Source organism: Saccharopolyspora oryzae, assembly GCF_027853915.1.
Taxonomy (GTDB): Bacteria; Actinomycetota; Actinomycetes; order Mycobacteriales; family Pseudonocardiaceae; genus Saccharopolyspora; species Saccharopolyspora oryzae.
This window is the reverse complement of record NZ_JAQGLA010000001.1, coordinates 73,389-99,306: the sequence shown is the minus strand read 5'-3', so window position 1 is coordinate 99,306 and position 25,918 is coordinate 73,389. Positions and strand designations below refer to the sequence as shown.

The window sequence follows — 25,918 nt, the reverse complement described above, 5'->3', positions numbered from 1 at the left end:
AGAGATCGGGGCGCGGAACCCCACCGGGATCCGCGCCCCGGTCCTGGATCTTCACCAGGGGGACGAGCTCCACATCGGACGGAACTGCGAGTCGAGGAGTGACGATGAAGTCACGTGCTCTGCCTGCCGAAGAACTGCCCACGAGACCTGACCGCGAGGTGCCGAGGTCGAGGATCTACCCGTGGGCGGTGTTCGCCCTGACCTTCGGGCTGCTGCTGTCGGACTACATGTCCAGGCAGGTCCTCAACGCGGTCTTCCCCTTCCTGAAGGCCGAATGGCTGCTGTCCGATTCCCAGCTGGCGTCGCTCACCAGCGTGGTGGCGCTGACGGTAGCCGTGCTCACCTTCCCCCTCTCGATACTCGCGGACCGGTGGGGGCGGGTCCGGAGCCTGGTCCTGATGGCAACCATCTGGAGCCTGGCGACGGTGCTGTGCGCGATCGCCGGCGACTACGACCAGATGCTCGGTGCGCGATTCCTCGTCGGAGCGGGTGAAGCCGCTTACGGCAGCGTCGGGATCGCGGTGGTGCTCAGCGTGTTCGCACCGAGCGTCCGCGCCACGTTCGGCGGGGCGTTCATGGCAGGTGGGTCGTTCGGCTCGACGATCGGCGTCGCCCTCGGCGGCGTCATCGCAGTCCAGTTCGGTTGGCGTTGGGCGCTGGCGTTCATGGCCGCCATCGGTCTGGTGCTCATCGTCCTGTTCCGACTGGTCGTCACCCAGCGCAGACTGGACCGGTACCAGCACGAGGACGAGGCGACCGCTGTCGACGAGCTGGCGGCGAACGCCGGGCAGCGCGCGCCGTTCTCCAGCCTGTTCTCCAACGCCTCGGTGTGCTGCGTCTACCTCGGCAGCGGCCTGCAGATGTTCGTGGCCGCAGTTCTGCTGGTCTGGACACCCAGCTACCTCAACCGCTACCACGCCATGAGCCCGGACACCGCGGGGCTGGTCTCGGCGATCCTGGTCCTGCTCATCGGTGCCGGGATGATCGTCTGCGGCGTCATCACGGACCGGGCGAGCAAGCGGCGTCCGGAGCGGAAGTGGACCACCGCGATCAGCTACAGCGCCGCATCAGCGCTGCTGCTCGCCATCGGATTCCAGCTCCAGGCGAGTTCTCTGCAGCTCGTCGTGCTCGGGCTCGGTGCGTTCTTCTCCGCAGGTGCTTCCGGTCCTGCCACTGCCATGGTCGCCAACCTCACCCATTCGTCCTTGCGCGCCAGCGGGTTCGGGGCGCTCACCCTGTCCAACAGCCTGCTCGGCCTGGCCGCGGGTCCCTTCGTCGTCGGGATTCTGGCCGACGGCCTCGGGCTGCTGGCGGCACTGCAGCTGATGCCCCTCGTCTACATCGGAGCGGTCACCGCATTGCTGGTCGGGAAGCGCACCTACCCGGCAGGTTTGCGGCGGCTCGCGGCACTGAACACCCACCAGCCTCCGGCCTGACCGGAGCAGAAGATCGGAGTCACAGGTGAACGAAGCAGGGACCGCGACGGTCGTGATCGTCCCAGGACTGCGCGACCACGTCGCCGATCACTGGCAGACCCACCTGGCCGGGAAGCTGCGGAAGGTGCGCACCGTGCCGCCGCTCGAACACGACAAGCTCAGCCGGGAAGCTCGAGTGGCGGCACTCGACGGTGTCCTGGCCGACATCGACGGCCCCGTCATCCTGGTCGCCCACAGCGCCGGTGTGATGATCACAGCGCACTGGGCGCAGCGGCATTCCCGCGAGGTCCGCGCCGCGCTCCTGGCAACTCCACCGGACTTCGAATCGCCGCTGCCCGACGGATATCCGACACCCGACGACCTGCGCCGCAACGGCTGGCTCCCCACACCCCGACAAGCTCTCCCGTTCCCCAGCATCGTCGCGGCGAGCACCAACGACCCCCTTGCGCGCTTCTACCGAGTCGCCGAGATGGCTCGGGACTGGGGCAGCAGGCTGGTCGACATCGGGGCCGCCGGACACCTGAACCCAGCCGCGGGCTACGGACCATGGCCACGAGCCGAAGAACTCATCGATGACCTCGACCGCGAGGAAGGCCGCTCGTGACCCCAGTGGCAACTCCAGATCAACGTTCCAGGAGTGAGTCGTGCTGAACCTGGCAATGCTCCTCGACGACTCGGTTCGCAGCTTCCCGGAGCGGGATGCTGTGGTTTGCGGTGACCGCAGGCTCAGCTACGCGGAGCTCGGTGCGCAGGCCGACCAGATCGCCAACTTGTTGGTGTCACGCGGAATCGAGCCCGGCGACAGGGTCGCCATCAGCTGCCCGAACCTGCCGGAGTTCGCCGCCGTGTACTACGGCATCCTCAAGGCCGGGGCAGTCGTAGTACCGCTCAACGTGCTGCTCAAGGAACGGGAAATCGCCTACCACCTGGCCGATTCAGGTGCACGGGCCTACTTCGCGTTCGAAGGGACCCCGGTCCTGCAGACGGGACGGCATGGGTCCGCAGCTTTCGCCCGGACAGCGAGCTGCCGCGACTTGTTCGTCATCACCCCGGAACCGGCCGAGATCTCCTCGATCGAGAACGCGGAGACCCTGACCCGTGCCCTCGCGAACCAGTCGGCGGAGTTCGAGCCGGTCGTGCGCGAGGCCACCGACACGGCGGTGATCCTCTACACCAGCGGCACCACGGGAAAAACGAAGGGCGCCGAACTCACCCACGCCAACATGGTGCTGAACGCGCTGACGGCAAATCAGCTCTTCGGAAGCACTCCCGCGCAGCGCGACACCCATCTGGTCGTCCTGCCCCTGTTCCACTCCTTCGGGCAGAGCATCAACATGAACGCGGGATTCTCGGTCGGTGCGACCCTGGTCCTGCTGCCGCGATTCGAAGCGGGTGCGGCACTGGGATTGCTGGGGCGTGAAGAGGTCACGGTGTTCGCCGGTGTCCCGACCATGTACTGGGCCTTGCTCGGCGCGCTGGACGACGGCGTGGAAGTCGGACGGATCGCGCGAAATCTGCGACTGGCCATCTCCGGTGGTGCGGCCCTGCCGGTGGACATCCACGAGCAGTTCGAGCAGCGCTTCGGCGTGCAGATCCGCGAAGGCTACGGTCTGTCCGAAACCTCGCCGCTGGCCGTGTTCAGCCCCGCGGGCCATCCTCCGCGCCCGGGATCGATCGGCGTGCCGGTGTGGGGTGTTGAGGTCGAGCTGGTCGACGAGCACTGGAACCCGGTCGCCGGAGCCGACAGGGTCGGGGAGATCGCCATCCGCGGCCACAACGTCATGAAGGGCTACCTCGACCGGCCGGCGGCGACCGCCGAAGTCATGCGCAACGGGTGGTTCCGCACTGGTGATCTCGCTCGCAGGGACGACGACGGCTTCTACTACATCGTCGACCGCACCAAGGACATGATCGTCCGAGGTGGGTTCAACGTCTACCCGCGCGAAGTGGAAGAGGTGCTGATGGGGCACGACGCCGTCTCGCTGGCGGCGGTCGTCGGGATTCCGGACGAAAGCCACGGCGAGGAGGTCAAGGCGTACGTGGTCCTGGAGAAGACGGCGCGGACGACGGAAGAGGAGATCATCGCCTGGGCCAAGGAGCGACTCGCGGGTTACAAGTACCCGCGCGCTGTCGAGTTCGTCAACGCGCTCCCGATGACCGCTACCGGGAAGATCCTCAAACGCGAGCTGAGGTGAACATCATGCCTGGTCGGGTTCGCGAGAGGAGGGCGGTGCGCGGTTCGTGGAGGTCGTCGACGGTCAGGGGTGCGGCGCGGCGGGGAGTGAGATCACGATGGTGAGTCCGCCGCCCGGGGTGTCCTCGGCGCGGATCTCCCCGTTCATGGCTTCGGTGAAGCCTTTGGCCACGTTGAGGCCGAGTCCGATGCCGGTGTGGTTGCGGTCGTCGAGTCGTTGGAAGGGCGCGAAGAGGATGTCTGCGGCGTGCTTGGGCAGGCCGGGGCCGTGGTCGATGATGCGGAGTTCGACGCGTCCGGCGTATTCGCTGGCCTGGACGAGCACGTCGGGGTCCTGACCGGGGTGCCGACCGTGGGTGAGCGCGTTGTTCAGCACGTTGGCCACCACGCGTTCGAGCAGCCCGGGGTCGGCGAGCACGGCGGGGAGCTGCTCGTCGATGTCGGTGGTGACGATGCCCTTCTTGTCCAGCTGCGCCAGGCCTTGCGCGACGACCTCGTCGTAGGTCACGGGCTGCAGCTGGGGGGTGACGGCGCCGGTGGCCAGCCGGGAGGAGTCCAGCAGGTTGCCGACCAGCTTGGTGAGTTGGTTGAGGGACTCGGAGAGGCCGACCAGCAGTTCGTGGGAGTCGGACTCGGCGAGTTCGACATCCGGGGACAGCAGGGTGCTGACGGTGGCCTTCATCGATGCCAGCGGGGTGCGCAAGTCGTGGCCGACGGCGGAGAGCAGGGCGGTGCGCAGCCGGGCGGCGTCGGCCTCGCGCTGGGTTTCGACGGCTTCCTGGGCAGTGCGCTGCTGGCGCAGGGCCACCAAGGCCTGGCCGGCAGCACCTTCCAGCACGATCCGGTCCGCCGGGTCGAAGCTGCCGCTGCTGGCGCGTCCGCGCAGCACGAGGTGCACGTCGGGGTTGATCTCGATGTCGACGTCGGCCGCTGCGGGGTTGGTGCAGGGGTTGAGGCCGGTCGAGGCGGCGAGGTGCCACTGGCCGTTTCGCCGTTCCACGAGGGCCGCCGAGGATTGGCCGAAGTTCTCCACGACCTTCTCCAGCAGGCGTTGCAGCGGTTCGGGGTGGGTGAGCACGGTGCGTGAGTAGGAGGCGAGCAGGGCGGCTTCGGTGCGCGCCCGCGCGGCCTTCTCGGCCAGGCGCGCCGCGCGGTCGACCACGACGGCCACCAGGAGTCCGACCAGGACCATGATGGTGACGGTGGCGACGTTCTGCGGGTCGGCGATGGCCAACGTGTAGCGGGGTTCGGTCAGGAAGAAGTTGAGCAGTCCGCCGCCGAGCAGCGCGGTGGTCACCGCGGGTGCGATGCCGCCGACGAGGGCGACGAGCACGGTCGCCAGGAAGTAGCCGAGCGAGGCGTTGACCAGTGACATCCGGGCTTCCAGCCAGAGCGTCGTCGCGGTGACGATCGCCGGGGCGAGCAGGGCCAGCACCCAACCCCAGCTTTGCCGGGTGCGCGAGAGCGGGTTGCGGGGTGCGCGGGGGAAGCGCAGTCCGCGCCGGGCTTCGGGGTGGGTGACCATGTGCACGTCGATGGTGCCGGACTTCTGCACCGTGGTGGCGCCGATGCCCTCGTCGAACGTCCTGGCCCAGCGGGGGCGGCGCGAGGTGCCCAGCACGAGCTGGGTGGCGTCCACGCTGCGGGCGAAGTCCAGGAGGGTTTCGGGCACGTCGTCGCCGACCACGGTGTGGAAGGTCGCGCCGACGCTGTCGGCCAGTTCCCGCAGGCGGGCGAGGCTGCCGGGGGAGGTGCCGGCGAGGCCGTCGCTGCGCAGCACGTGCAGCACGAGCAGGTCGGCGCCGGCGCGGGCGGCGATCCGCCGGGCGCGCCGGATGAGCGTGTCGCTCTCGGGGCCGCCGGTGATGGCCGCGACCACCCGCTCGCGGGCTTCCCAGGTGTCGCTGATGTGCTTCTGCTCGCGGTAGCGCTGCAGGGCGACGTCGACTTGATCGGCCACCCACAGCAGCGCGAGTTCGCGCAGCGCGGTGAGGTTGCCGGGCCGGAAGTAGTTGCTCAGGGCGGCGTCGATCTTGTTGGCTGGGTAGATGTTGCCGTGCGCCATGCGCCGCCGCAGGGCTTCGGGGGTGATGTCGACCAGTTCGATCTGCTCGGCGCGGCGGACCACTTCGTCCGGGACGGTCTCGCGCTGGCGGATGCCGGTGATGCGTTCGACGGCGTCGTTGAGGCTTTCCAGGTGCTGGACGTTGACCGTGGACAGCACCGTGATCCCGGCGTCGAGGAGTTCCTCGACGTCCTGCCAGCGCTTGGCGTTGCGGGAGCCGGGCACGTTGGTGTGGGCGAGTTCGTCGACCAGCGCGACTTCGGGTTGGCGGGCCAGCACGGCGTCGAGGTCCATCTCGGTGAGCGCCACGTCCCGGTGGTGCAGCGTTTTGCGGGGGACGGTCTCCAGCCCTTCGAGCTGTTCGGCGATCTTGGCGCGGCCGTGGGTCTCGACGTAGCCGACGACCACATCGGTGCCGCGCGAGAGCCTGCGGTGGGCTTCGCCGAGCATGGCGTAGGTCTTGCCCACGCCGGGAGCCGAGCCGAAGTAGATGCGCAGCTCCCCCCGGTTGCGGGGAGTCGTGCCGGTCATGGTTCCAGTGTCCTACGGTGCTCGCCCCGGTCCCACAGATGCGCGTTCGGGTCAGCTGTGCGCGGCCTCGGCCACCGCGAGGTTGAGCTGAAGCACGTTGACGGCGAGGTCACCGAGGAACCCGCCATCGCGGCCGCGGGTGCGGGCGTCGACGATCGCGCGCACCTGCTGTTCGGGCAGGCCGTTGTTGCGGGCCACGCGAGGTACCTGCAGGTGGGCGTAGTCGGGGCTGATCTGCGGGTCGACGCCGCTGGCCGAGGCGGTGACCGCGTCGGCGGGCACCTGCTGCGGTGCCACTGCCTCGCGCAGCGCGATGGCCTGCTTGCGTTCCTGGACCGCGGCGAGCAGTGCGCGGCTGTCCGCGGCGAGGTTCGAGCCTCCGGTGGTCGCGGGATCGCCCGGCCCGAGCGGGGTCTTGGCGGAGGCCGAGGGCCGGGTGTGGAAGTACCGATCGAGCGCGGGGTCGGCTCGTGCCCGCGGGTCGACCAGGTCGATGCCGATCAGTTCCGAGCCGACCGGGCTGCCGTGGTGGGTGATGATCGAGCCTTCGGCGTTGCCGACCAGGCCGGGCAGCCGGGTCACGCCCCAGACGGCCAGCGGGTACAGGATGCCGGTGAGGACGGTCATCGCCAGCAGCAACCGCAGGCCGGCCGACGTCTGCCGCGCGAGCGTGGAGCGCATGGTTCACCCGATTCCTGGGACGAGGCGGATGAGCAGGTCGATCACCCAGATGCCGAGGAACGGGGTGATGATGCCGCCGAGGCCGTAGATGAGCAGGTTGCGCCGCAGCAGCGCGCTGGCGCTGGCGGGGCGGTAGCGCACGCCCCGCAGGGCCAGCGGGATCAGGCCGACGATGATCAGCGCGTTGAAGATCACCGCGGCCAGGATCGCCGAGGTCGGCGTGGCCAGCCGCATGACGTTCAGCGCGTCCAGCTGCGGGTATATCGCGACGAACATCGCGGGCAGGATGGCGAAGTACTTCGCCAGGTCGTTGGCGATGCTGAAGGTGGTCAGCGCACCCCGGGTGATGAGCAGTTGCTTGCCGATCTCGACGACCTCGATCAGCTTCGTGGGGTCGGAGTCGAGGTCGACCATGTTGCCGGCTTCCTTGGCCGCCGTGGTCCCGGAGTTCATCGTGACCCCCACGTCGGCCTGGGCCAGGGCGGGCGCGTCGTTGGTGCCGTCACCCGTCATGGCCACCAGTCGCCCGCCTTCCTGCTCGCGGCGGATGAGGTCCATCTTGTCCTCGGGCTTGGCCTCCGCCAGGTAATCGTCGACCCCGGCCTCGCCGGCGATGGCCCGCGCGGTGAGCGGGTTGTCCCCGGTGATCATGACCGTGCGGATCCCCATCGCCCGCAGTGCGGCGAAGCGCTCCGCCATCAGCGGTTTGACCACATCGGAGAGCCGGATCACCCCGTGCACCCGGGCCCGGCCGTCGGTCAGCTCCGCGCAGACCAGCGGGGTGCCCCCGTCTTGGGCGATCTGGTCGACGATCTCGCCGACCGCGTCGGGAACGCTGCCGCCGTGCTCGGCCACCCACGTCGCCACCGCGCTGGCCGCTCCCTTGCGGACCTGCCGCCCGTCGAGGTCGATGCCGCTCATCCGGGTCTGAGCGGTGAACGGCACGAACTCACCGGCCTGCTCCGACGGCGTGGTTTCCGCGGTCAGGCCGTACTTCTCGGCGCACAGCGCGACGATGCTGCGGCCCTCGGGCGTCTCATCGGCCAGGCTGGACAACCGAGCCGTCACCGCCAGCGACTGCACACCGGAGTCGACCAGCGGGATGAGTTCGGTGGCCTGGCGGTTGCCGTAGGTGATGGTGCCGGTCTTGTCCAGCAGCAACGTGTCCACGTCACCTGCCGCCTCCACCGCGCGGCCGGACTTGGCCAGCACGTTGCGCTGCACCAACCGGTCCATGCCCGCGATGCCGATCGCCGACAGCAGCGCGCCGATCGTCGTCGGGATCAGGCACACCAGCAGGGCGGTCAGCACGATCACCGACTGCAGCGAGCCCGAGTACCCGGCCATCGGCTGCAACGCCACCACGGCGAGCAGGAAGATGATCGTCAGCGTGGACAGCAGGATCGTCAGGGCGATCTCGTTCGGCGTCTTCTGCCGCTGCGCTCCCTCCACCAACCTGATCATGCGATCCACGAAGGACTCACCGGGTTTGGCGGTGATCTCCACGACGATCCGGTCCGAGAGCACCGTGGTGCCGCCGGTCACCGAGGAGAAGTCCCCGCCTGATTCCCGGATCACCGGGGCGGATTCACCGGTGATCGCCGATTCGTCCACGGTGGCGATGCCCTCGGTGATCTCCCCGTCACCGGGGATGAGCTCACCTGCTTCGACCACGACCCGGTCGCCGATCCGCAGGTCGACACCGGGAACCCGTTGTTCGCCGCCGTCGGGCCGCAGCCGGCGAGCGGTGGTCTCCTGCTTCATCTTGCGGAGGTGCTCGGCCTGGGCCTTGCCGCGGCCTTCGGCGACCGCCTCGGCGAGGTTGGCGAACAGCACCGTGAACCACAGCCACACCGCGACCGCGATGCTGAACGTGCTGGGGGCGACCGCGGTCAGCACCGTCACCAGCACCGCGCCGACCCAGACCACGAACATCACCGGGTTGCCCACCTGGTGGCGCGGGTTCAGCTTGCGCAGCGCATCCGGCAGCGAAGCCCACAACTGCCGCGGGGAGAACGCGCCGCTGGGAACCCGGCCGGTGCGTTCGGCGTGCAGTTGACGGGAATCCTCCGGCGGGCGCCGCTTCGGATACCGATCTGGTTGCAGTGTGCTGGTCATGCCAACGCCTCCGCGATCGGGCCCAGCGCCAAGGCCGGCAGGAACGTCAAGGCGGCGACCAGGACGACGGTGCCGGTGAGCAGGCCGACGAACAAGGGGCCACTGGTCGGCAACGTCCCCGCGGAGACCGGAATGCGCTTCTGCGCGGCCAGTGAGCCTGCCAGTGCCAGCACGGCCAGGATGGGGACGAACCGGCCCAGCAGCATCGCGATTCCCAGCGTGGACTGGAAGAAGTCGTTGGTCGCGGTGATCCCGGCGAACGCGCTGCCGTTGTTGTTGCCCGCCGAGGCGTAGGCGTAGAGCACCTCCGACAGCCCGTGCGCCCCGGTGTTGTTCATCGCGTCCACAGTGGAGGGCAGGGCCAATGCCGCTCCCGTCCCCAGCAGCACCACAGCGGGCATGGCCAAGATCGCGATCGCCGCCGCGGTGACCTCGCGCCTCCCGAGCTTCTTGCCCAGGTATTCCGGAGTCCGGCCGACCATCAGCCCGGCCAGGAACACCGCGATGACCGCCAGCACCAGGATCCCGTACAACCCGGAGCCGACCCCGCCCGGGGCGACCTCGCCGAGCAGCATGTTCAGCAGCGCCATCCCGCCGCCGAGACCGGTGAAGCTGTCGTGCATGGAGTTGACCGCGCCTGTGGAGGTGCCGGTCGTGGAGATCGCCCACAGCACTGACGCCGGAATCCCGAAGCGGGTCTCCTTGCCCTCCATCGCGGCCCCCGCGGCCAGCGTTGCCGGACCGTTCGGATGCGTCTCGGCCCACCACGCCACGCTGAGCATCACGACCCAGACCAGGCCCATCACCGACAGGATCGCGTGCCCTTGCCTCCGGTCGCCGACCATGATCCCGAACGTGCGCGTCAAGCTCACCGGAACGACCAGCAGCAGGAAGGTCTCGAAGAGGTTCGTCCAGCCGTTCGGGTTGGAGAACGGGTGCGCGGAGTTCGCGTTGAGCACGCCGCCGCCGTTGGTGCCCAACTCCTTGATCGCCTCCTGGCTCACGATCGGCGCGGTGGCGATGACGTGGGTCTGCCCGTCCAGCCCGGTCACCGCGATCCCCGGAGCCAGGCTCATCGCCGCCCCCAACGCCACGAGCACGACCGCGGCGGCGAACGAGAGCGGCAACAACACCCGGATCACACCGCGGGTGATATCCACCCACACGTTGCCCAGCCGGTCGGCATTGGCGCGGGCGAACCCGCGCACCAGTGCGACCGCGACCGCCATCCCCACCGCTGCGGAGACGAAGTTCTGCACGGTCAACCCGGCCATCTGCACCGTGTGGCCGAGCACCTCTTCGGGCACGTACGACTGCCAGTTCGTGTTCGTCGCGAAGCTGACCGCCGTGTTGAACGCAATCCCGGGTTCCACCGGTCCGCGCCCGAAGTTCCACGGCAGCCACGCCTGCACCCGCTGCAACACGTACAGCAGCACGATCGAAACGAACGAGAACCCGAGAACACCGGCCGCATAGGCACCCCAGCGCTGCTCGGCGTCCGGATCAACCCCCACCAGGCGGTACAGCACCCGCTCGACGCGCCAATGCCGGTCGCTGGAATAGACCCCGGCCAGGTACGCGCCGAAAGGCCCGTACACCGCAGCCAGGGCAACGACCAAGAGCCCGACCTGGGCAAGTCCCGCCACGGCGGACGACATCAGAACCGCTCCGGACGCACCAACGCCACGAACAGGTACGCGAGCAACAACAGCGCCACGACGCCGCCGACCACGTTCGCGACCAAGCCGGATGCGCTCACAACCGCTCCAATCCCCGCAAGGTGATCACCAGCACCGCAAAGGCACCAGCGAGCAACACCAGCCACACCAGATCGGTCATGACCCCAGGCTCGGCCACACCAGGTCCGATCGCAGCCCGGCAGTCCTCTGCGCATGCGAGTCGGGCGATTCGCCCAGCGGCATCACCGTAGCTCCGCGCTGGGACGGTGAAGGGTCAGCAGCGTGTAAGGATCCCCAGCAGCCGCATCAGGGGCGCATCAACACCGGGGTTCGGCTGCGCGGACGGTCGCCCACCAGAAGTCGGCGGCGATCTTCATACCCTCGTGTTGTTCCGCATGGAGAGACCTGTTGCTCTATGCGCTGATATATCTACCGTGTACTTGTGACGGGGATGGCGGTATCCCAGCACGACGGCAGGCACGCACTGCCGGAGCTGATCACGGTCGATCCGGGTGTGCGGAGCGTCGGAAGCCTGAGCGAGAAGGCCTACTACCTGCTCCGCGACCGGCTGATCACGCTCGACCTGGCGCCCGGTTCGACCATCGACGAGCGCGCGCTGCAGCGCGAGCTCGGTCTGGGGCGCACGCCCATCCGGGAAGCGCTGCGCCGGCTGGCCGACGACCGGCTGGTGGACGTCGTGCCGAGGCGGGGCATGTTCGCCAGCCACGTCGACTTCGGCGACCTGCGGTCGATCAGCGAGGTGCGGGTCGAGCTCGAGGGGTACGCCGCTCGGTTGGCGGCGAGGCGAGCGAGGAGCCAGGACCTCGAAGCCGTCGACGAGCTGCTGGCCGAGCTGGGGCGCACCGCCGCGGCCGACCAGCGCGATCTGGTGCGGCTCGACCAGCGGGTGCACCGGTTGCTGTACCGGGCGACCGGCAACCCGTTCCTGGCGGCGACGCTCGAGGAGTACTTCGTGCACAGCCTGCGGCAGTGGTTCCTCGTGCTGGACCACCTGTCCCACCTGGAACACGCGGTCGGCGAGCACATCGACCTGCTCGTCGCGATTCGCGACGGTGACGCGGATTCCGCCGAGCGGATCCTGCGCCGGCACGTCGCCGACTTCGAGGACAAGATCCGCGCCGTGCTCTGAACATCCCACCGACTCCCGGAGGAGGAGCCCATGAGCAGCTTGCCGGACCGCGCCGACGTCGTCGTGATCGGCGCCGGGATCGTGGGGAACTCGGTGACCCACCACCTGGCCGACCTGGGATGGCGCAACATCGTGCTGCTGGACAAGGGGCCGCTCCCGGATCCGGGCGGCTCGACCGGGCACGCGTCGAACTTCATCTTCCCGGTGGACCACTCCAAGGAGATCACCGCGCTGACGCAGGATTCCATGCGCCAGTACGAGAAGTTCGGCACGCTGACCACCTGCGGCGGCGTCGAGGTCGCCCGGGAACCGGCCAGGGTCGCCGAGTTCGACCGGCGGATGGCCTCGGCGGCGGCCTGGGGCATCCACTCCGAGCTCGTGACCCCCGACCAGGTGGCCGAGCTGGTTCCGTTCATCGACAAGAGCGTCGTCCTGGCCGGTTTCTGGACGCCGTCGGTGGCAGTGGTCGATCCGCTGCAGACCGGTGCGCTGATGCGCGAGCAGGCCACCGCGCTGGGTGCGCTCACCGTCTCCCCGCACACCGAAGTGCTCGGGATCGACACCAGGCGGGGGAGAGTCGCGAAGGTGCGCACCGATCGCGGAGACATCGAGACCGAGACGGTGGTGATCGCCTGCGGGGTGTGGAGCCCGCGGATCGCGCGGATGGCCGGGGCGTCCATCCCGCTGACCCCGGCGGTGCACCAGATGATCGACGTCGGCCCGATCCCCGAGTTCGCGGCGACCCGCACGGAGATCGCCTACCCGATCGTCCGGGACATGGACACGCTCATGTACGAGCGGCAGAGCGGCGCCGATCTCGAGGTCGGCTCCTACGCGCACCGGCCGATCCTGCACGAGCCGGACGAGATCCCGTCGATCGCCGCGGCCCAGCTCTCCCCGACGCAGCTGCCGTTCACCGCTGATGACTTCGACCCGCAGATGCAGGACGCCCTGGACCTGTTCCCGGAGCTCCTCACCACCGAGGGCGCCGGGATCCGGCACGCCATCAACGGGCTGCTCTCGCTGACCCCGGACGGCTCCCCGCTGCTGGGCGAGACGTCCGAGGTGCGTGGGCTGTGGTCGGCCGCGGCGGTGTGGATCAAGGAAGGCCCGGGCGTCGGCCGGATGATGGCGCAGTGGATCACCGAGGGCAGCGCCGAGATCGACCTGCACGCCGCGGACATCTCCCGCTTCTACCCGAACCAGCGCACCCGCCACCACGTGCGCGCCCGCGCCGCGGAAGGGTTCAACAAGACCTACGGCATCGTGCACCCGCGCGAGCAGTGGGAGTCCAACCGGCAGCAGCGGCTGTCCCCGTTCCACGTCCGCGAGAAGGAGCTCGGCGCCCAGTTCTTCGAGGTGGGCGGTTGGGAGCGACCCCAGTGGTACGAGTCGAACCGGCCGCTGCTGGAGGAGTTCGCCGACCAGGTCGAGGACCGGCCGCACGAGTGGGACGCCCGCTGGTGGTCGCCGATCATCAACGCCGAGCACCTGGCCATGCGGGAACGGGTCGCGATGATCGACCTCACCGCGTTCGCCCAGTTCGAGGTGTTCGGTCCGGGCGCGCTCGACTACGTCCAGCGGATGACCGTGGCGCAGCTGGACCGCCCGGTGGGCCGGTTGATCTACACCGCGGTGCTGGGCGAGGGCGGTGGCTTCCGCAGCGACCTGACGGTGGTGCGGCTCGCCGAGGACCGGTTCCGCATCGTCACCGGCGGCGCGGACGGCGCCCGCGACCGCAAGTGGTTCACCGACCACCTCCCCGAGGACGGCACCGTCGGGTTCGCCGACCTGACATCGGCCGTGTGCACGATCGGGGTGTGGGGCCCGCGCGCTCGCGATTTGCTGGCCGCAGCCACCGAGGACGACGTGTCCGACGAGGGCTTCCGGTTCGGCACCGGGCGGTGGATCACCGTCGACGGGGTGCCCGTGCTCGCGCTGCGGCTGTCGTACGTGGGCGATCTGGGGTGGGAGTTGCACGCGCCGTTCGAGCAGGGCCTGCGGCTGTGGGACGCGTTGTGGCGGGCCGGTCAGCCGTTCGGCGTGGTGCCCGCCGGGATCGGCGTGTACGGCACCACCGGGCGGCTGGAGAAGGGCTACCGGCTGATGGGTGCCGAGCTGGAGTCCGAGTACGGCCCGGTCGAAGCGGATCTGGCGCTGCCCAAGGTGAAATCGGCCGATTTCATCGGGAAGGAGGCGTACCTGCGCGCCCGGGACCAGAAGCGCGTGGCGGTCATGTGCACGCTCGTGGTGGACGACCACACCGACCCGTCCGGGATGCGCCGCTACCCGCAGGGCGGGGAGCCGATCCTCACCCGGGACGGCGAGCGGATCGTCGACCGCGAGGGCCGTCCGTCCTACGTGACCTCCGCTGGATCCGGGCCGTCGCTCGGGGCCTACCTGCTGATGGCCTACCTGCCGTCGGAGCACGCGGTGGAGGGCAACCGGCTCGCCGTGCAGTACATGGGTCACCGCTACCCGGTGACCGTGGCCCGGGTGGGCCGCACTCCGCTGTTCGATCCGGACGACGAGCGGATGAAGGCCTGACCCGAACCGAAGGGAGGACTTCCGATGGACGTCCTTGTGTGCGTGAAGCGGGTGCCGGCCACCGGGGCGAAGATCCCGCTCACCGAGGGCGGGGAGGACGTCGACACCCGCCACCTCGGATTCACCATCGGCCCGCACGAGGAGTGCGCGGTGGAGGAGGCGGTGCGCATCGTCGAGCGGTTCGGCGGGAGCTCGACGGTCCTCACGGTCGGCCCGCCGGAGGCCGACGAGCAACTGCGGTACGCCATCTCGATGGGCGTCGACCACGGCGTGCTGGTGGAAACCGGGTCCGGCGAGACCGATCCGGAGGCTACGGCGTCGGCGATCATCGCGGCGATCCGCGAGCTGGAGGCCGACGGCCGGCGGTTCGACCTGATCATGTTCGGCAACGAGTCCGCCGACGCGGGCAACTACCAGGTCGGCATCCGCGTGGCGTACGCGCTGGGGTTGCCCATCGTCGGCGGGGTCAAGGGCATCGAGCTGGACCTGGCGGCGGGGCAGGTGGCGTTCCGCCGCCCGGTGGACGACGGGGTCGAGGTGTACCGGGCACCACTGCCGTCGGCCGTGGCGGTCAAGGAGGGGCTGAACTTGCCCCGGTATCCGAGCATCAAGGGCCGGTTGCGGGCGAAGAAGACGCAGCTGCGCATCCTGCGGCCCGAGCTGAAAGACGGTGGCCTGCGCAAGGTTCGGCTGCGCCTGCCGCCGGAGGCGGAGCGGGAGACGGTGGTGCTCGGGCACGGTGCCGCGGCCGCCGGGCCGGTGGTGGACGTGCTGACCGAGCTCGGGGTGGTGTGACCATGCTGCTGACGTTGATCGAGGCCGAGAACGGTGCCCTCACCTCAGGTTCGGCCAGCGCGGTGGCGCGGGCGCACGCGTTGGCCGGTGAGCTGGGCGTGCCGGTCGGTGCGGTGACCTTCGCCGTGCCCGGAGACCTCACCGCGGACTTGGCCCAGCACGGCGTGACCACGTTGTACGCGCTCGACCACGAACTCCTGGGCGAGTACTCGCCGGAACGCTGGGGCGAGGCGCTGGCTGCGCTGATCCGCCAGGTCGAACCGGACGGTGTGCTGGCCGCCGCGTCCAGCCGGGGCAACGAGCTGATGGCCCAGGCGGCTGCGCGCACCGGTCTCCCGATGGCGGCCAACTGCGTCGCCGTGGCGACCGGCGAGTCGTGGACGCTCACCAGGCAACGCGTCGGCGGTGTGCTGCTCGAGGACGCGGAGCTGCACGCGCCGGTCAAGCTGATCACGCTGGCACCCGGCGGCGCGGACGTCGCGCAAGCCGGCCTGGCCGACGGCGAGGTGGAGGTGGTCACCTTCACGCCCGGCATCGACGAGGGGATGGTGCACACCGCGATCGTGGACCGCACCGCGGGCGAATCCGGTGTCACGCTGGCGACGGCCAACGTGGTCGTCTCCGGTGGTCGGGGCGTGGGCAGCGCGGAGGGCTTCGCGGAGCTGGAGCAACTCGCCGAGCTGGTCGGCGGCGCGGTCGGCTGTTCCCGGGTGGCGACCAACAACGGCTGGCGCCCGCACAGCAACCAGGTCGGCCTGACCGGCACGAAGATCGCACCAGACCTCTACATCGCTTGCGGGATCAGCGGTGCGACCCAGCACTGGGTCGGCTGCATGGACGCCAAGACCATCCTGGCGATCAACACCGACCCCCAAGCCCCCATGGTCACCCGCGCCGCGTACGCGGTGATCGGCGACGTGCACGAGGTGCTCCCCGCCGTGATCGAGGAAATCGAACGCCGCACCCGGACCGGCTAGTCGTCGCGCGGGTGTCGTACCGGACCGTCTCCCGAGCGATCAACGACAAGCCGGTGGTCGATCCGGATGCCGGAGAGTTGAAGTCCGCCCGGACGCTGTCCCCGGGAATCCATTGAGGACGGCTTTCCGTCACGGCTCTTCGGTTTGCGGGGCTTCCAGCAGCCGGTGGAGGAGGACGAGGAAGTGCTGGCGTTCTTCCGGGGTGAACACCGCCAGCATCTGCTCGCTGATCGCGATGACCGAGGGGGCCAACCGTTCGGCCAGTTCCCGGCCGTCGGCGGTGAGGGCGACCAGCTTGCGCCGCCGGTCGGCGTCGTCCTTGGCGAACTCGACCAGGCCCCGCCGGCGCAGCCGGTCGAGCAGGGGTGCCGCGGTGGATTTGTCCAGGTGCGCCAGCGAACCCAACGTGCCCTGGTCCATGTCGCCGTGGATGTCCAGCAGGCTGAGCACGGTGAACTGCGGACCGGTGAGATCGCGATCCACCTGCTCGTGCCACAGCCGGGTGTGCACCTGGTACAGCCGGCGCGTCAGGGGGCCGAGCCCGCCGATGGCGGCCGTCAGCACCTCGGCGACGTCTGCCTCGGATGTCACTTCCCGCCTCCTCGGTCGTGCCAGGACGTGCACGGACTATACCTCGTCAGGTCGAGTAGGACGTATACGGAATAAAAATTCGCGAGGAGTCTTGCGCGCCGTCAGGTGTGTCGTATACAACATGTACACCGCTTGTTCGAGCGAGGACTTCACAGCCGGGAACGAGGGCTGGAAGTAAGAAGGCTCGGCGGTTGCGCCAACAACCACCGAGCCGGGCAGCACCATCTGCGCACTCGTCGTTGTCGTCTACGGCCAGGTAGACGGGCGATGCGCAGCTCGTCAGACAGCGACGGTTCGACCCAGGAGTCGACTATGGCAACTGCCAGGGACAATTCTAGCAATCGAAGAACGCACACCAGCCTGCCCGTGATCGCGGGGTCGAGCCTCGCCGGGACGGCGGTGGAGTGGTACGACTTCTTCCTCTACGGGACAGCCGCCGCGCTGGTCTTCAACAAGCTCTACTTCCCGTCGGAAGATCCGCTGGTCGGCACCCTGCTCGCGTTCGCGACCTACGCGGTCGGGTTCATCGCCCGACCGCTCGGAGCCGCGGTGCTGGGGCACTACGGCGACGTCAAGGGGCGGCGCGCGACGCTGATCGCCAGCTTGGTGCTGATGGGCGTCTCGACCTTCCTCATCGCCTTCCTGCCGTCCTACGGGTCGATCGGCGTCCTCGCGCCGATCATCCTCGTCCTGCTCCGTCTGGTGCAGGGCTTCGCCCTCGGCGGCGAGTGGGGCGGAGCAGTCCTGCTGGTGTCCGAGCACGGTGATTCCACGCGTCGCGCCTTCTGGGCCGCGTGGCCGAACCTCGGTCCACCGCTGGGAAATCTCCTCGCCGCCGGTGTTCTCGCGGTGCTCAGCGGAGCAATGCCGGAAGCGGCGTTCCTGTCCTGGGGCTGGCGCATCGCGTTCGGGCTCTCGGCCCTCCTCGTGGTGATCGGCCTGGTCCTGCGGCTCTACGTCGCGGAGACGCCGCTGTTCGAGCAGGCACGTGCCGACAACGCGAATCGCCCCGCGGCGATGCCCATCGGGACTGCGGTCCGGGACCACTGGCGCCAGATCCTGCTGGCCGCGTTCACCCGCTTCGGCGAGAACGCCGGTTTCTACATCTTCTCGTTGTTCGTCATCACCTACGTCACCCAGATCAACGGCCTGGACCGAGCGGCCGGGCTGAACGCGGTGATGGTCGGCATGGTGGTGGCACTGCTGGCGATTCCGCTGTTCGCGGTCCTCGCCGACCGGATCGGCCGTCGACCCGTCTACATCGGAGCGTCGTTGGCCACGATCGCCTGGGCGTTCGCCTTCTTCGCCCTGCTCGACACCCGGAATCCGATGGCGATCGTCGTCGCGGTCGTCGGTGGACTGCTGATCTTCAGCGCGTACAGCGCGGTCATCGGCGCGTTCTTCTCGGAGCTCTTCCCCACCGAAGTCCGCTATTCAGGCGTCTCGCTGGCCTACAACCTCGCCTCCGTGCTCGCGGGCTCGTTGGCGCCGATCATCGCGATCGCCCTCTACTCGGCGTTCGGGAGCGGCTACGCGATCGCCGCCTACCTGGCGGTCATGGGGGCCATCTCCCTCGGCGCGGCACTCGTCGCCACCGAGACCCGGACCGTCGACCTGGCGAAGGTCGGTGCGGACGGCTCGGCGGTCGGCACGCCGACTGCGCCCACTCGCTGACCGAGGAGCGCTGCGGTCCGCGGGACCTGCAGGCATCCCTGCCTTCGCTCGAACTCGCTTGACGTTTTCCACACCAACACCCAGAAGGGGGCACCGCATGATCGGCGCCACCGCGGACGTTCTCACCCTCGAACCGCTGGAGTCCCGGGAACCACTGCTGTTCCGCGACTTCCACGCCCTGATCGCGGGATACACCGGGCGGGACGAGGAAGCTGTGCGGCACCACATCGAGGAGCTCGCAGCGATCGGCGTCGCACCGCCGGAACGAGTCCCGATGTTCTACCCGGTCGCGGCGGAGAGCATCTCCACCGCCGCGAGCACACCGATCTCCGCCGCCAACACCTCCGGCGAGGTGGAACCGGTCATCGTGCGGCACAGCGGGAAGTACTTCCTCGGCATCGGATCCGACCACACCGACCGGGAAATGGAGACCATCGACATCGGGGACTCCAAACGCGCTTGCCCCAAACCGATCGGCCCGGTCGTCGTCGAGGTCCCGGACTGGGAGAGCTTCGACTGGGACGGCTGCCGGGCCCGCAGCTGGGTCGACGGCGAGCCGTACCAGGACGGCACGCTGGCGAACCTGCGCACCCCCCTGGACCTGCTGCGCATCTTCGACGAACGCGCCGGTGACGACGGCGGCGACCTGATCTGCTTCGCAGGCACCCTGCCGCTGCTGACCGGCGCGTTCACCCCGGGCACCCGCTGGGACCTCGAACTGGTCCTGCCGGACGGCCGGAAGCTGACCCACACCTACCGCACGACCGAAGGGAACTGACATGCGCACCGGAGCCGAATACCTCGCTTCCCTCGACGACGGGCGCGTCGTGCTCGTCGACGGCGAGCAGGTCGACGTCACCACCCACCCCGCTTTCGCCCCGGTCGCTCGCACCATCGCCGAGCTCTTCGACATCGCCGCCGACCCGGCGAGCGGAATGCAGTACACCGCCCCGGAAACGGGCGCGGCCGCCAACCGCACCTTCGGCATTCCCCGCAGCAGGGAAGAACTCCGCTTGCGCCGCGAGGCGATCCAGACCTGGGCCCAGCACACCCACGGCTGGGTGGGGCGCAGTCCGGACCACGTCGGCACCTTCCTCGCCGCGTTCGCCGCCCATCCGGAGCTCTTCGCCGAAGGAGACCGCGACTTCTCGGCCAACGTCACCGCGTTCCACCGGCGGCTGCTGGAGGAGGACCTCTACGTCTCCTACGCGATCATCCCGCCGCAGGTCTCCCGGGCCACCACGGCCTCAGGCTGGGACGGCGACTACCTCCAGGTCGGCGTCGTGCGGGAAACCGACGAAGGCATCGTCGTGCGCGGCTCGCAGATGCTAGCGACCGGTGCGGCCATCGCCGACGAGATCTTCGTGTCGTGCATCAAACCGCTCGGCCCGGACGACCAGGACTTCGCCATCGGCTTCGTGGTGCCCACTGCCGCACCGGGGCTCAAGCTGTACTGCCGGCGCCCGTACGCGCCCGCCGCGACCAGTTCCTTCGACTACCCGCTGACCAGCCGCTTCGACGAGCCCGACGCGCTGGTCGTGTTCGACGACGTGCTGATCCCGTGGGACCGCGTCTTCGTCAACCGGGACACCGCCGGTGTCCGGCGCCAGTTCTTCGACACCGGGGCGCACGCGCTGGGCAACTGGCAGGCGCAGATCCGGTTCGCCACCAAGCTGAAGTTCATCGCCGGCGTGGCGCGGCGGGTCACCCAGGTCAACGGCGTGGACAAGATCCCCAGCGTGCAGGAGAAGCTGGGGGAGCTGGCGGCGCTGGTCTCCGGGGTCGAATCGGCGGTGCTGGCCGCCGAGTACACCGCGGAACCGGACGAGGCCGGGGTCTGGTTGCCGGGCAAACGCGCGCTCTACGGCTCGATGGGGCTGCAGTCGGAGACCTACCCGCGCGTGCTGGCCATCCTGCGCGACCTCGTCGGCGGCGGAGTGCTGCAGCTGCCGTCCAGCGTCCGCGATCTCACGAGCCCGGTGACGGCCGGCGACGTCGCGCACTACGTGCAATCACCGGGCGTGCCATCGGAAGAACGCGTGAAGTTGTTCAAACTCGCCTGGGACATCATCGGTTCCGAGTTCGCCGGTCGGCACCAGCAGTACGAGATGTTCTACGCCGGAGCGCCGTTCGTGGTCAAAGGCGCTTACAGCTACCGGAACTACGGATACGAAGAGGTGTTGCACGACGTCGAGCAGTTCCTGAACTCCTACAAGATCGAAACGGCTTGAGAGGTCATCATGGCGAAGCCCGAGTACGAATTCTTCCCGGCCAGCGACGTCGAGTACACCGTCTGCCCCGGCGACGACCCGAAGATCACCGAGCGGATCCTGTCCAAGGACCCGGAATCCGGCGTGGCCAGCCGCATCCTGCGCTACGAACCCGGTGCCGACTCGACCCCGATGGGCGTGCAGAAGCACGACTTCTGGGAAGAGGTGTACATCCTGGAAGGTTCGTTCACCGACCTGAGCCTCGGCGAGACGTTCACCGCCGGCATGTACGCCTGCCGTCCGCCGGGCATGCCGCACGGTCCGTGGCGCACGGACGAAGGCGTGGTCACCTTCGAAGTCCGCTACCGCAGCGAGTAGGCCGGCCATGGCACTTCCAGCGTTCCAAGCGGCGAACGCGGCCGACATGCGCCGCAGCATGGGCCGCTTCACCACCGGCGTGGCCATCGTGACCAGCGGGGTGGGGGACAGCGCCTGCGGCATGACGATCAGCTCGCTGACGTCGATCTGCCTGGATCCGGCCATCTTGCTGGTTTCGCTCACCGAAGGTGCGCGGACCACGGGCATGGTGGCCGATACCGGGCGGTTCGCCGTCTCGATCCTCGCCGCGCGCCAAGAGGCGATCGCGCGCCGGTTCGCCACCCGCGGTGGCGCCCGGTTCGAAGGTCTGGACTGCGAGTACGGCGAGTACGGGGTGCCGATGATCGAGGACGCCCTGGTGCAGGCCGAATGTGATGTCCACAGTGCACACCAGGTCGGGGATCACGCGGTGTTCTACGGGCTGGTGCGCAACCTCCGATGCCGGGAAGGCACCGGCCTGGCGTTCTACTCCGGGCGGTTCGGCGACTTCCACGACTTCGGTCACGACGAGATGCCCTGGATGTTCTGACCGCAGGGCGGGGGTGGGCGATCTCAGCTGAGGTCGCCCACCCCCGTTTCGTCCGGCGACAGGCCCGGGAACCGCCGCATGCGTTGGTTCCGGTAGGCGCGCAGGCCGTCCACGAGGGCGTGGATGGCCGGGCGTGCGTAGTGGGATGCGTCCCAACCTGCGTACAGGGGAACGACCAGCGGGCCGTCGGGGGCTTGCACGATCAGCTCCCGCAGGTCGAAGCGGGCGTCGTCGGTGACCAGGCAGATCCCGCGGCCCGCCGCGGCCAGCGCTTGGGCGAAGGCCGACGAGCCGGTCTCAGCGGAGCCGGTGAGGGTCAGGCCCGCGCGGGTGACGGCGTCGTCGAGGACCAGCCGGGCGGCATTGGCCCGGTTCATCAGGATCAGCGGCTCGGTGACCAGCTCGGCCAGGCTGATCGTGGTGCGCTCGGCCCACGGGTGGTCGGGAGGCACCTGCGCGGTGACCGGAGTGCGGCCCAGGAACGCCGATTCCAGCGGAGCCGGCGCGGGATTGGTGGAGATGCCGATGTCGGCGTCGCTGTGCAGCAGCGTGTCGAAGACCTTGCTCGGTTCCTCCTGGATGGCGTCGCGGAGCGCGGGTCCCGCCGTGTCACCGCCCGCCATGAACGGTGCCAGCAGGTACGCGACCGTGGCCGGAGGGGCGACCACGGTCAGCGCGGCCTCTTCACCCCGGCCCACGGCCGCCATGGTGTCGACGGCCTGCTCGGCGCGGCGCACCAAGTCCTGGGCAACGGGGCGGAAGCGCCGACCAGCGGCGTTGAGCGCCAGCGAACCGGCGCCGCGGGTGAACAGGGCGACGCCGAGGTCCTTCTCCAAGGCGGCGAGCTGGCGTGAGATGGACGGTTGAGCGATGTGCAATCGGCGTGCCGCTGCGGTGACCGACTCGGTTTCGGCGACGGCGAGGAAGTAGCGCAGCACCCGCAGTTCCACGGTGACCTCCCGGATGGCATGCCTGCGAGGCATGAGGATCGTAGGAATCAAGTATTAGACGGCATCGGTGGCCGAATTCAAACTGTTGGCTGTCCGCCTTGGTTCCTCCGGCGCAGATCCGGAGGAACCGCGTCCCCGGAGGCTCCATGACTGTTCCACGCCCCGCCGGGCTCGCCGGTGCGTCGGGCCAAGCCCGTCGCGCGGGCCTCGCCTCGTTCGTCGGCACCACCATCGAGTGGTACGACTTCTACATCTACGGGACGGCGTCCGCGTTGGTCTTCGGGAAGCTGTTCTTCCCGGACGCCTCACCCGCCGCCGGTGTTCTCGCCTCCTTCGCGACGTTCTGGGTCGGTTTCCTGGCCCGTCCGCTCGGCGGCATCGTGTTCGGCCACTTCGGCGACCGGATGGGCCGCAAGGGCACCTTGGTCACCACGCTGCTGATGATGGGTGCGGCCACGTTCCTCATCGGGGTGCTGCCCACCCACGCCCAGATCGGGGTGGCGGCACCGTTCCTGCTGGCACTGCTGCGCGCCGTCCAGGGCATCGCCGTGGGCGGCGAATGGGGCGGGGCGGTGCTGATGGCGTCCGAGAGCGCGCCGAAGGGGCGCGGGTCGCTGTTCGCGATGCTGGTGCAGCAAGGCTCCCCGGCGGGGGCGATCCTGGCGACGCTGGTCTTCCTGGCCGCCGGGACCATGGACGACGCGGCCTTCGCCGCGTGGGGTTGGCGGGTTCCGTTCCTGCTGTCCGGTGTGCTCGTCGTGGTCGGGCTCGTGATCCGCATGAAGGTCGCGGAGTCGAGCGAGTTCGAGCAGGTCAGGGAAAGCGGCGAGGTGGTGCAGCTGCCGATCGCCGAGGTGCTGCGCACCGCCTGGCGGACCGTGCTGCTGGGCATCGGTGCCTCGATCATGGGCATCTCGTCCGCGTACTTCACCAACACCTTCGTGCTGTCCTGGACCACCAACGAGCTGCACATGAACCGGCAGACGATGCTCTACGTCCTGCTCGGGGTCTCCGTCGTGCAGTTCCTGTGGCAGCCGCTGGCGGCGCTGATCTCCGAGCGGGTCGGTGAGACCCGGTTCATGGTGTGCTCGCTGCTGGCCAACGTCGTCCTCGCCGGGCCGATGTTCCTGCTGGTCAGCACGGCGCAACCGGTCCTGGTCCTGGTCGGCATCGCGCTCGCCACGATCGCCGGCTCCGGGTACTACGCCGTGCTGGCCGGATTCCTCGCCCGCGCGTTCACCTCCCGGGTCCGCTACACCGGCATCTCGCTGTCGTACCAGCTGTGCTCGACGCTCATCGGTGGTACGACGCCGTTCGCGGCCCAGGCGCTGCTGACCGCCGGCGGCTCGATCTGGCCGGTGGTCGGGTTCTACGCGGCCCTGCTGCTGATCACCACGGGCTGCGTCGCCGCGCTCGCCAGGGCCACCGCGCGGCGCACGAGCCGGGTTCAAGCTCCGGCAGCTCTCTGACGACTCCCGAACGACAAGGAGATGACGACCTTGCGCCTCGACGCGGTGTTCCACAATGGACGATTCAGCACCCTCGACCCGGCCCGCCCCGAGGCTCGCGCCGTGGGTGTGCTGGGCGGTCGAATCGTCGCGCTCGACGAGGAGCTGGACGGCTGCACCGGGGATGTGGTCGTCGATCTCGACGGCGCGCACGCGGTGCCCGGCTTCAACGATGCCCACCACCACCTCAGCCTCGTCGGCAAGGGGCTGCGCGAGCTGGACGTGTCCTACACCGCAGCGCCCAGCCTCGACGCGCTGTACCAGGCGGTGGCCGAGCGGGCGGCGACGCTGCCCGCCGATGCCTGGGTGCTGGGCGCGGGCTACGACCAGAACAAGATCGGCGCCCATCCGACGGCCGCGGAACTGGACCGGGTGGCTCGAGGCCGTCCGGTCTGGCTGATGCACACCTCGCACCACATGGCAGTGGCCAGCACCGAAGCGTTCGCCCGGGCGGGGTTCGCCGACCTCGCAGCACTGCCAGACGTGCCAGGCGGTCACGTCGTGCGCGACGCCGACGGGCGGGCCGAGGGGCTGCTGCAGGAAACCGCGATGCAGCTGGTCGAACGCGCACTCCGCCCGGAGCCGACCGAGGAGTGGACCGCGAACATCGCAGCCGGGGCGCAGGCCGCCCTCGCAGTCGGCCTGACCAGCGCGACCGAACCGGGCATCGGCGTCGTCGACGGCATCGGCAACGGGCCGGCAGACCTGGACGCCTACCTGCGGGCGCGCGAGCGCGGCCTGCTCGGGGTCCGGATGACGGTCATGCCCTACATCACCGCACTGCACGATTGCGGCGCGTTGGAGCCGGGCACCACCTGGTACGGCCTCGACCTCGGGATGCGCACCGGCTTCGGCGACGAGTGGCTGCGGATCGGGCCGACGAAGATCCTCTCGGACGGTTCGCTGATCGGCCGCTCCGCGGCGATGTGCTGCGACTACCACGATTCCCCCGGGAACAGCGGGTTGCTGCAGTACGAGGCCGAGCAGATCCGCCGGTACGTCGTCGAGGCGCACCGCTGCGGCTGGCAGGTCGCCACGCACGCCATCGGCGACGCCGCGTTGGACGTCGTCCTCGGCTCCTACGCGGAGGCGCAGCGGCTGCACCCGCGCGCGGACGTGCGCCACCGGATCGAGCACGCGGCGGTCACCAGCGATGCGCAGGTCGCCCGCATCGCGGAGCTCGGCCTGATCCCGGTGCCGCAGGGCCGGTTCCTGTCGGAGATCGGTGACGGATTGCTGTCGGCCCTCGGCCCGGATCGGGGGCAACTGGCCTACCGGATGCGCTCGTTCCTGGATGCGGGGGTGGAGCTCCCGGGTTCCACGGACGCCCCGGTCGTCGCCGGTGACCCGCTGCTGAGCATCCACGACATGGTCAACCGGCGGACCGCCTCGGGAGCGCCGATCGGTCCGCACGAAGCCGTGACGGTGCGAGAAGCGTTGCGCGCTTACACGATCGGCTCCGCCTACGCCGTCCACGAAGAGCGCATCAAGGGGACCTTGGCCCGCGGCATGCTCGCCGACTTCGTCGTCCTCAGCGACGACTTGCTGGGGGTGGCGCCGGAACGCATCGGGGAGCTGACCGTCGGCGCCACCGTCGTCGGCGGCCGGATCGGCCATGACGCGGGGGCGTTGAAGGTCTCCTGAGACTGAACCCCCGATCACTTCAGGTAGATACGCAAGGGCTACGTAGTACCACCGATGTTCGCGCATTCGGGACTAAAGACACTGGTGTCAATCCGACGAAGCAGATCCGTTCAAGGCGAGACCATGCATCTCCTGTCCCCTCCCGACCGAACCGAGCCGCGGCCCCGGCGCTCGTCGCGGCCCTCCCGACCGAGCGCCGCGGAGGTACTGCGGTACGGAGAGCGCTACGCGGACCTCCGTGACCGGCACCTCGCGGACACC

General features: G+C 69.3%; 21 protein-coding genes. 14 read left to right on the top strand and 7 right to left on the bottom strand.

Annotated features, from left to right (window positions below; all coding sequences use genetic code 11):
• Positions 1-104 precede the first annotated feature (104 nt).
• The 3 genes from OU415_RS00470 to OU415_RS00460 are packed head-to-tail and all read left to right on the top strand — an operon-like array spanning position 105 to position 3,631.
• Positions 105-1,436, top strand: coding sequence for an MFS transporter (locus tag OU415_RS00470; protein ID WP_270946452.1), 1,332 nt, complete (start codon positions 105-107; stop codon positions 1,434-1,436).
• Between the two features lie 25 nt (positions 1,437-1,461).
• Positions 1,462-2,040, top strand: a complete 579-nt coding sequence (locus tag OU415_RS00465; protein ID WP_270946451.1) for an RBBP9/YdeN family alpha/beta hydrolase — start codon at positions 1,462-1,464, stop codon at positions 2,038-2,040.
• Positions 2,041-2,080: 40 nt separating this feature from the next.
• Positions 2,081-3,631, top strand: coding sequence for a long-chain-fatty-acid--CoA ligase (locus OU415_RS00460; RefSeq protein WP_270946450.1), 1,551 nt, complete (start codon positions 2,081-2,083; stop codon positions 3,629-3,631).
• 63 nt (positions 3,632-3,694) lie between these two features.
• On the opposite strand, the gene OU415_RS00455 is transcribed toward OU415_RS00460, so the two are convergent.
• Genes OU415_RS00455 through kdpF form a run of 5 tightly spaced genes read right to left on the bottom strand, consistent with a single transcriptional unit; the run spans position 3,695 to position 10,784 of the window.
• Positions 3,695-6,226, bottom strand: a complete 2,532-nt coding sequence (locus OU415_RS00455; protein ID WP_270946449.1) for a sensor histidine kinase — start codon at positions 6,224-6,226, stop codon at positions 3,695-3,697.
• Positions 6,227-6,277: 51 nt separating this feature from the next.
• On the bottom strand, positions 6,278-6,907 hold the full coding sequence (locus tag OU415_RS00450; protein WP_270946448.1) for a potassium-transporting ATPase subunit C: 630 nt from the start codon (positions 6,905-6,907) through the stop codon (positions 6,278-6,280).
• Positions 6,908-6,910: 3 nt separating this feature from the next.
• A complete protein-coding gene (gene kdpB / locus OU415_RS00445; protein ID WP_270946447.1) occupies positions 6,911-9,025 on the bottom strand; it encodes a potassium-transporting ATPase subunit KdpB in 2,115 nt (704 codons plus the stop codon).
• The gene (gene kdpA, locus OU415_RS00440; RefSeq protein WP_270946446.1) at positions 9,022-10,683 is read right to left on the bottom strand and encodes a potassium-transporting ATPase subunit KdpA; all 1,662 of its coding nucleotides are present in this window, start codon (positions 10,681-10,683) and stop codon (positions 9,022-9,024) included. Before kdpA ends, kdpB begins: the two co-directional genes overlap by 4 nt.
• Positions 10,683-10,784, bottom strand: coding sequence for a K(+)-transporting ATPase subunit F (gene kdpF, locus OU415_RS00435; protein WP_270946445.1), 102 nt, complete (start codon positions 10,782-10,784; stop codon positions 10,683-10,685). Before kdpF ends, kdpA begins: the two co-directional genes overlap by 1 nt.
• Positions 10,785-11,155: 371 nt before the next feature.
• On the opposite strand from kdpF, the gene OU415_RS00430 reads away from it, so the two are divergent.
• Genes OU415_RS00430 through OU415_RS00415 form a run of 4 tightly spaced genes read left to right on the top strand, consistent with a single transcriptional unit; the run spans position 11,156 to position 16,173 of the window.
• A complete protein-coding gene (locus OU415_RS00430; protein WP_270946444.1) occupies positions 11,156-11,854 on the top strand; it encodes a GntR family transcriptional regulator in 699 nt (232 codons plus the stop codon).
• Positions 11,855-11,884: 30 nt separating this feature from the next.
• Positions 11,885-14,401, top strand: a complete 2,517-nt coding sequence (locus tag OU415_RS00425) for a GcvT family protein (protein WP_270946443.1) — start codon at positions 11,885-11,887, stop codon at positions 14,399-14,401.
• 24 nt (positions 14,402-14,425) lie between these two features.
• Positions 14,426-15,196, top strand: a complete 771-nt coding sequence (locus OU415_RS00420) for an electron transfer flavoprotein subunit beta/FixA family protein (RefSeq protein WP_270946442.1) — start codon at positions 14,426-14,428, stop codon at positions 15,194-15,196.
• 2 nt (positions 15,197-15,198) lie between these two features.
• Positions 15,199-16,173 carry an electron transfer flavoprotein subunit alpha/FixB family protein gene (locus OU415_RS00415; protein WP_270946441.1) on the top strand — a complete coding sequence of 325 codons (975 nt, stop codon included), beginning with the start codon at positions 15,199-15,201 and terminating at the stop codon, positions 16,171-16,173.
• A 129-nt stretch (positions 16,174-16,302) separates the two neighbouring features.
• Here the strand turns inward: OU415_RS00415 and OU415_RS00410 are convergent, their stop codons facing one another.
• Complete coding sequence (locus tag OU415_RS00410; RefSeq protein ID WP_270946440.1) at positions 16,303-16,764, bottom strand: MarR family winged helix-turn-helix transcriptional regulator; 462 nt, start codon at positions 16,762-16,764, stop codon at positions 16,303-16,305.
• A 366-nt stretch (positions 16,765-17,130) separates the two neighbouring features.
• On the opposite strand from OU415_RS00410, the gene OU415_RS00405 reads away from it, so the two are divergent.
• From OU415_RS00405 to OU415_RS00385, 5 genes are all read left to right on the top strand, one after another.
• The gene (locus OU415_RS00405) at positions 17,131-18,438 is read left to right on the top strand and encodes an MFS transporter (protein WP_270946439.1); all 1,308 of its coding nucleotides are present in this window, start codon (positions 17,131-17,133) and stop codon (positions 18,436-18,438) included.
• Between the two features lie 97 nt (positions 18,439-18,535).
• Positions 18,536-19,216, top strand: coding sequence for a DUF2848 family protein (locus OU415_RS00400; protein WP_270946438.1), 681 nt, complete (start codon positions 18,536-18,538; stop codon positions 19,214-19,216).
• Position 19,217: 1 nt separating this feature from the next.
• Positions 19,218-20,669, top strand: coding sequence for a 4-hydroxyphenylacetate 3-hydroxylase family protein (locus OU415_RS00395; protein ID WP_270946437.1), 1,452 nt, complete (start codon positions 19,218-19,220; stop codon positions 20,667-20,669).
• A 9-nt stretch (positions 20,670-20,678) separates the two neighbouring features.
• The gene (locus tag OU415_RS00390; RefSeq protein WP_270946436.1) at positions 20,679-21,026 is read left to right on the top strand and encodes a cupin domain-containing protein; all 348 of its coding nucleotides are present in this window, start codon (positions 20,679-20,681) and stop codon (positions 21,024-21,026) included.
• Positions 21,027-21,033: 7 nt separating this feature from the next.
• Complete coding sequence (locus tag OU415_RS00385) at positions 21,034-21,555, top strand: flavin reductase family protein (RefSeq protein ID WP_270946435.1); 522 nt, start codon at positions 21,034-21,036, stop codon at positions 21,553-21,555.
• 23 nt (positions 21,556-21,578) lie between these two features.
• Here the strand turns inward: OU415_RS00385 and OU415_RS00380 are convergent, their stop codons facing one another.
• Positions 21,579-22,538, bottom strand: coding sequence for a LysR family transcriptional regulator (locus OU415_RS00380; RefSeq protein ID WP_270946434.1), 960 nt, complete (start codon positions 22,536-22,538; stop codon positions 21,579-21,581).
• A gap of 113 nt (positions 22,539-22,651) precedes the next feature.
• Here OU415_RS00380 and OU415_RS00375 point away from each other — a divergent pair, with 113 nt between their 5' ends.
• Together OU415_RS00375 and OU415_RS00370 are read left to right on the top strand one after the other, a co-directional pair.
• Positions 22,652-23,974 carry an MFS transporter gene (locus OU415_RS00375; protein WP_270946433.1) on the top strand — a complete coding sequence of 441 codons (1,323 nt, stop codon included), beginning with the start codon at positions 22,652-22,654 and terminating at the stop codon, positions 23,972-23,974.
• Positions 23,975-23,995: 21 nt separating this feature from the next.
• Positions 23,996-25,657, top strand: a complete 1,662-nt coding sequence (locus tag OU415_RS00370; RefSeq protein ID WP_270946432.1) for an amidohydrolase — start codon at positions 23,996-23,998, stop codon at positions 25,655-25,657.
• Positions 25,658-25,918 lie beyond the last annotated feature (261 nt).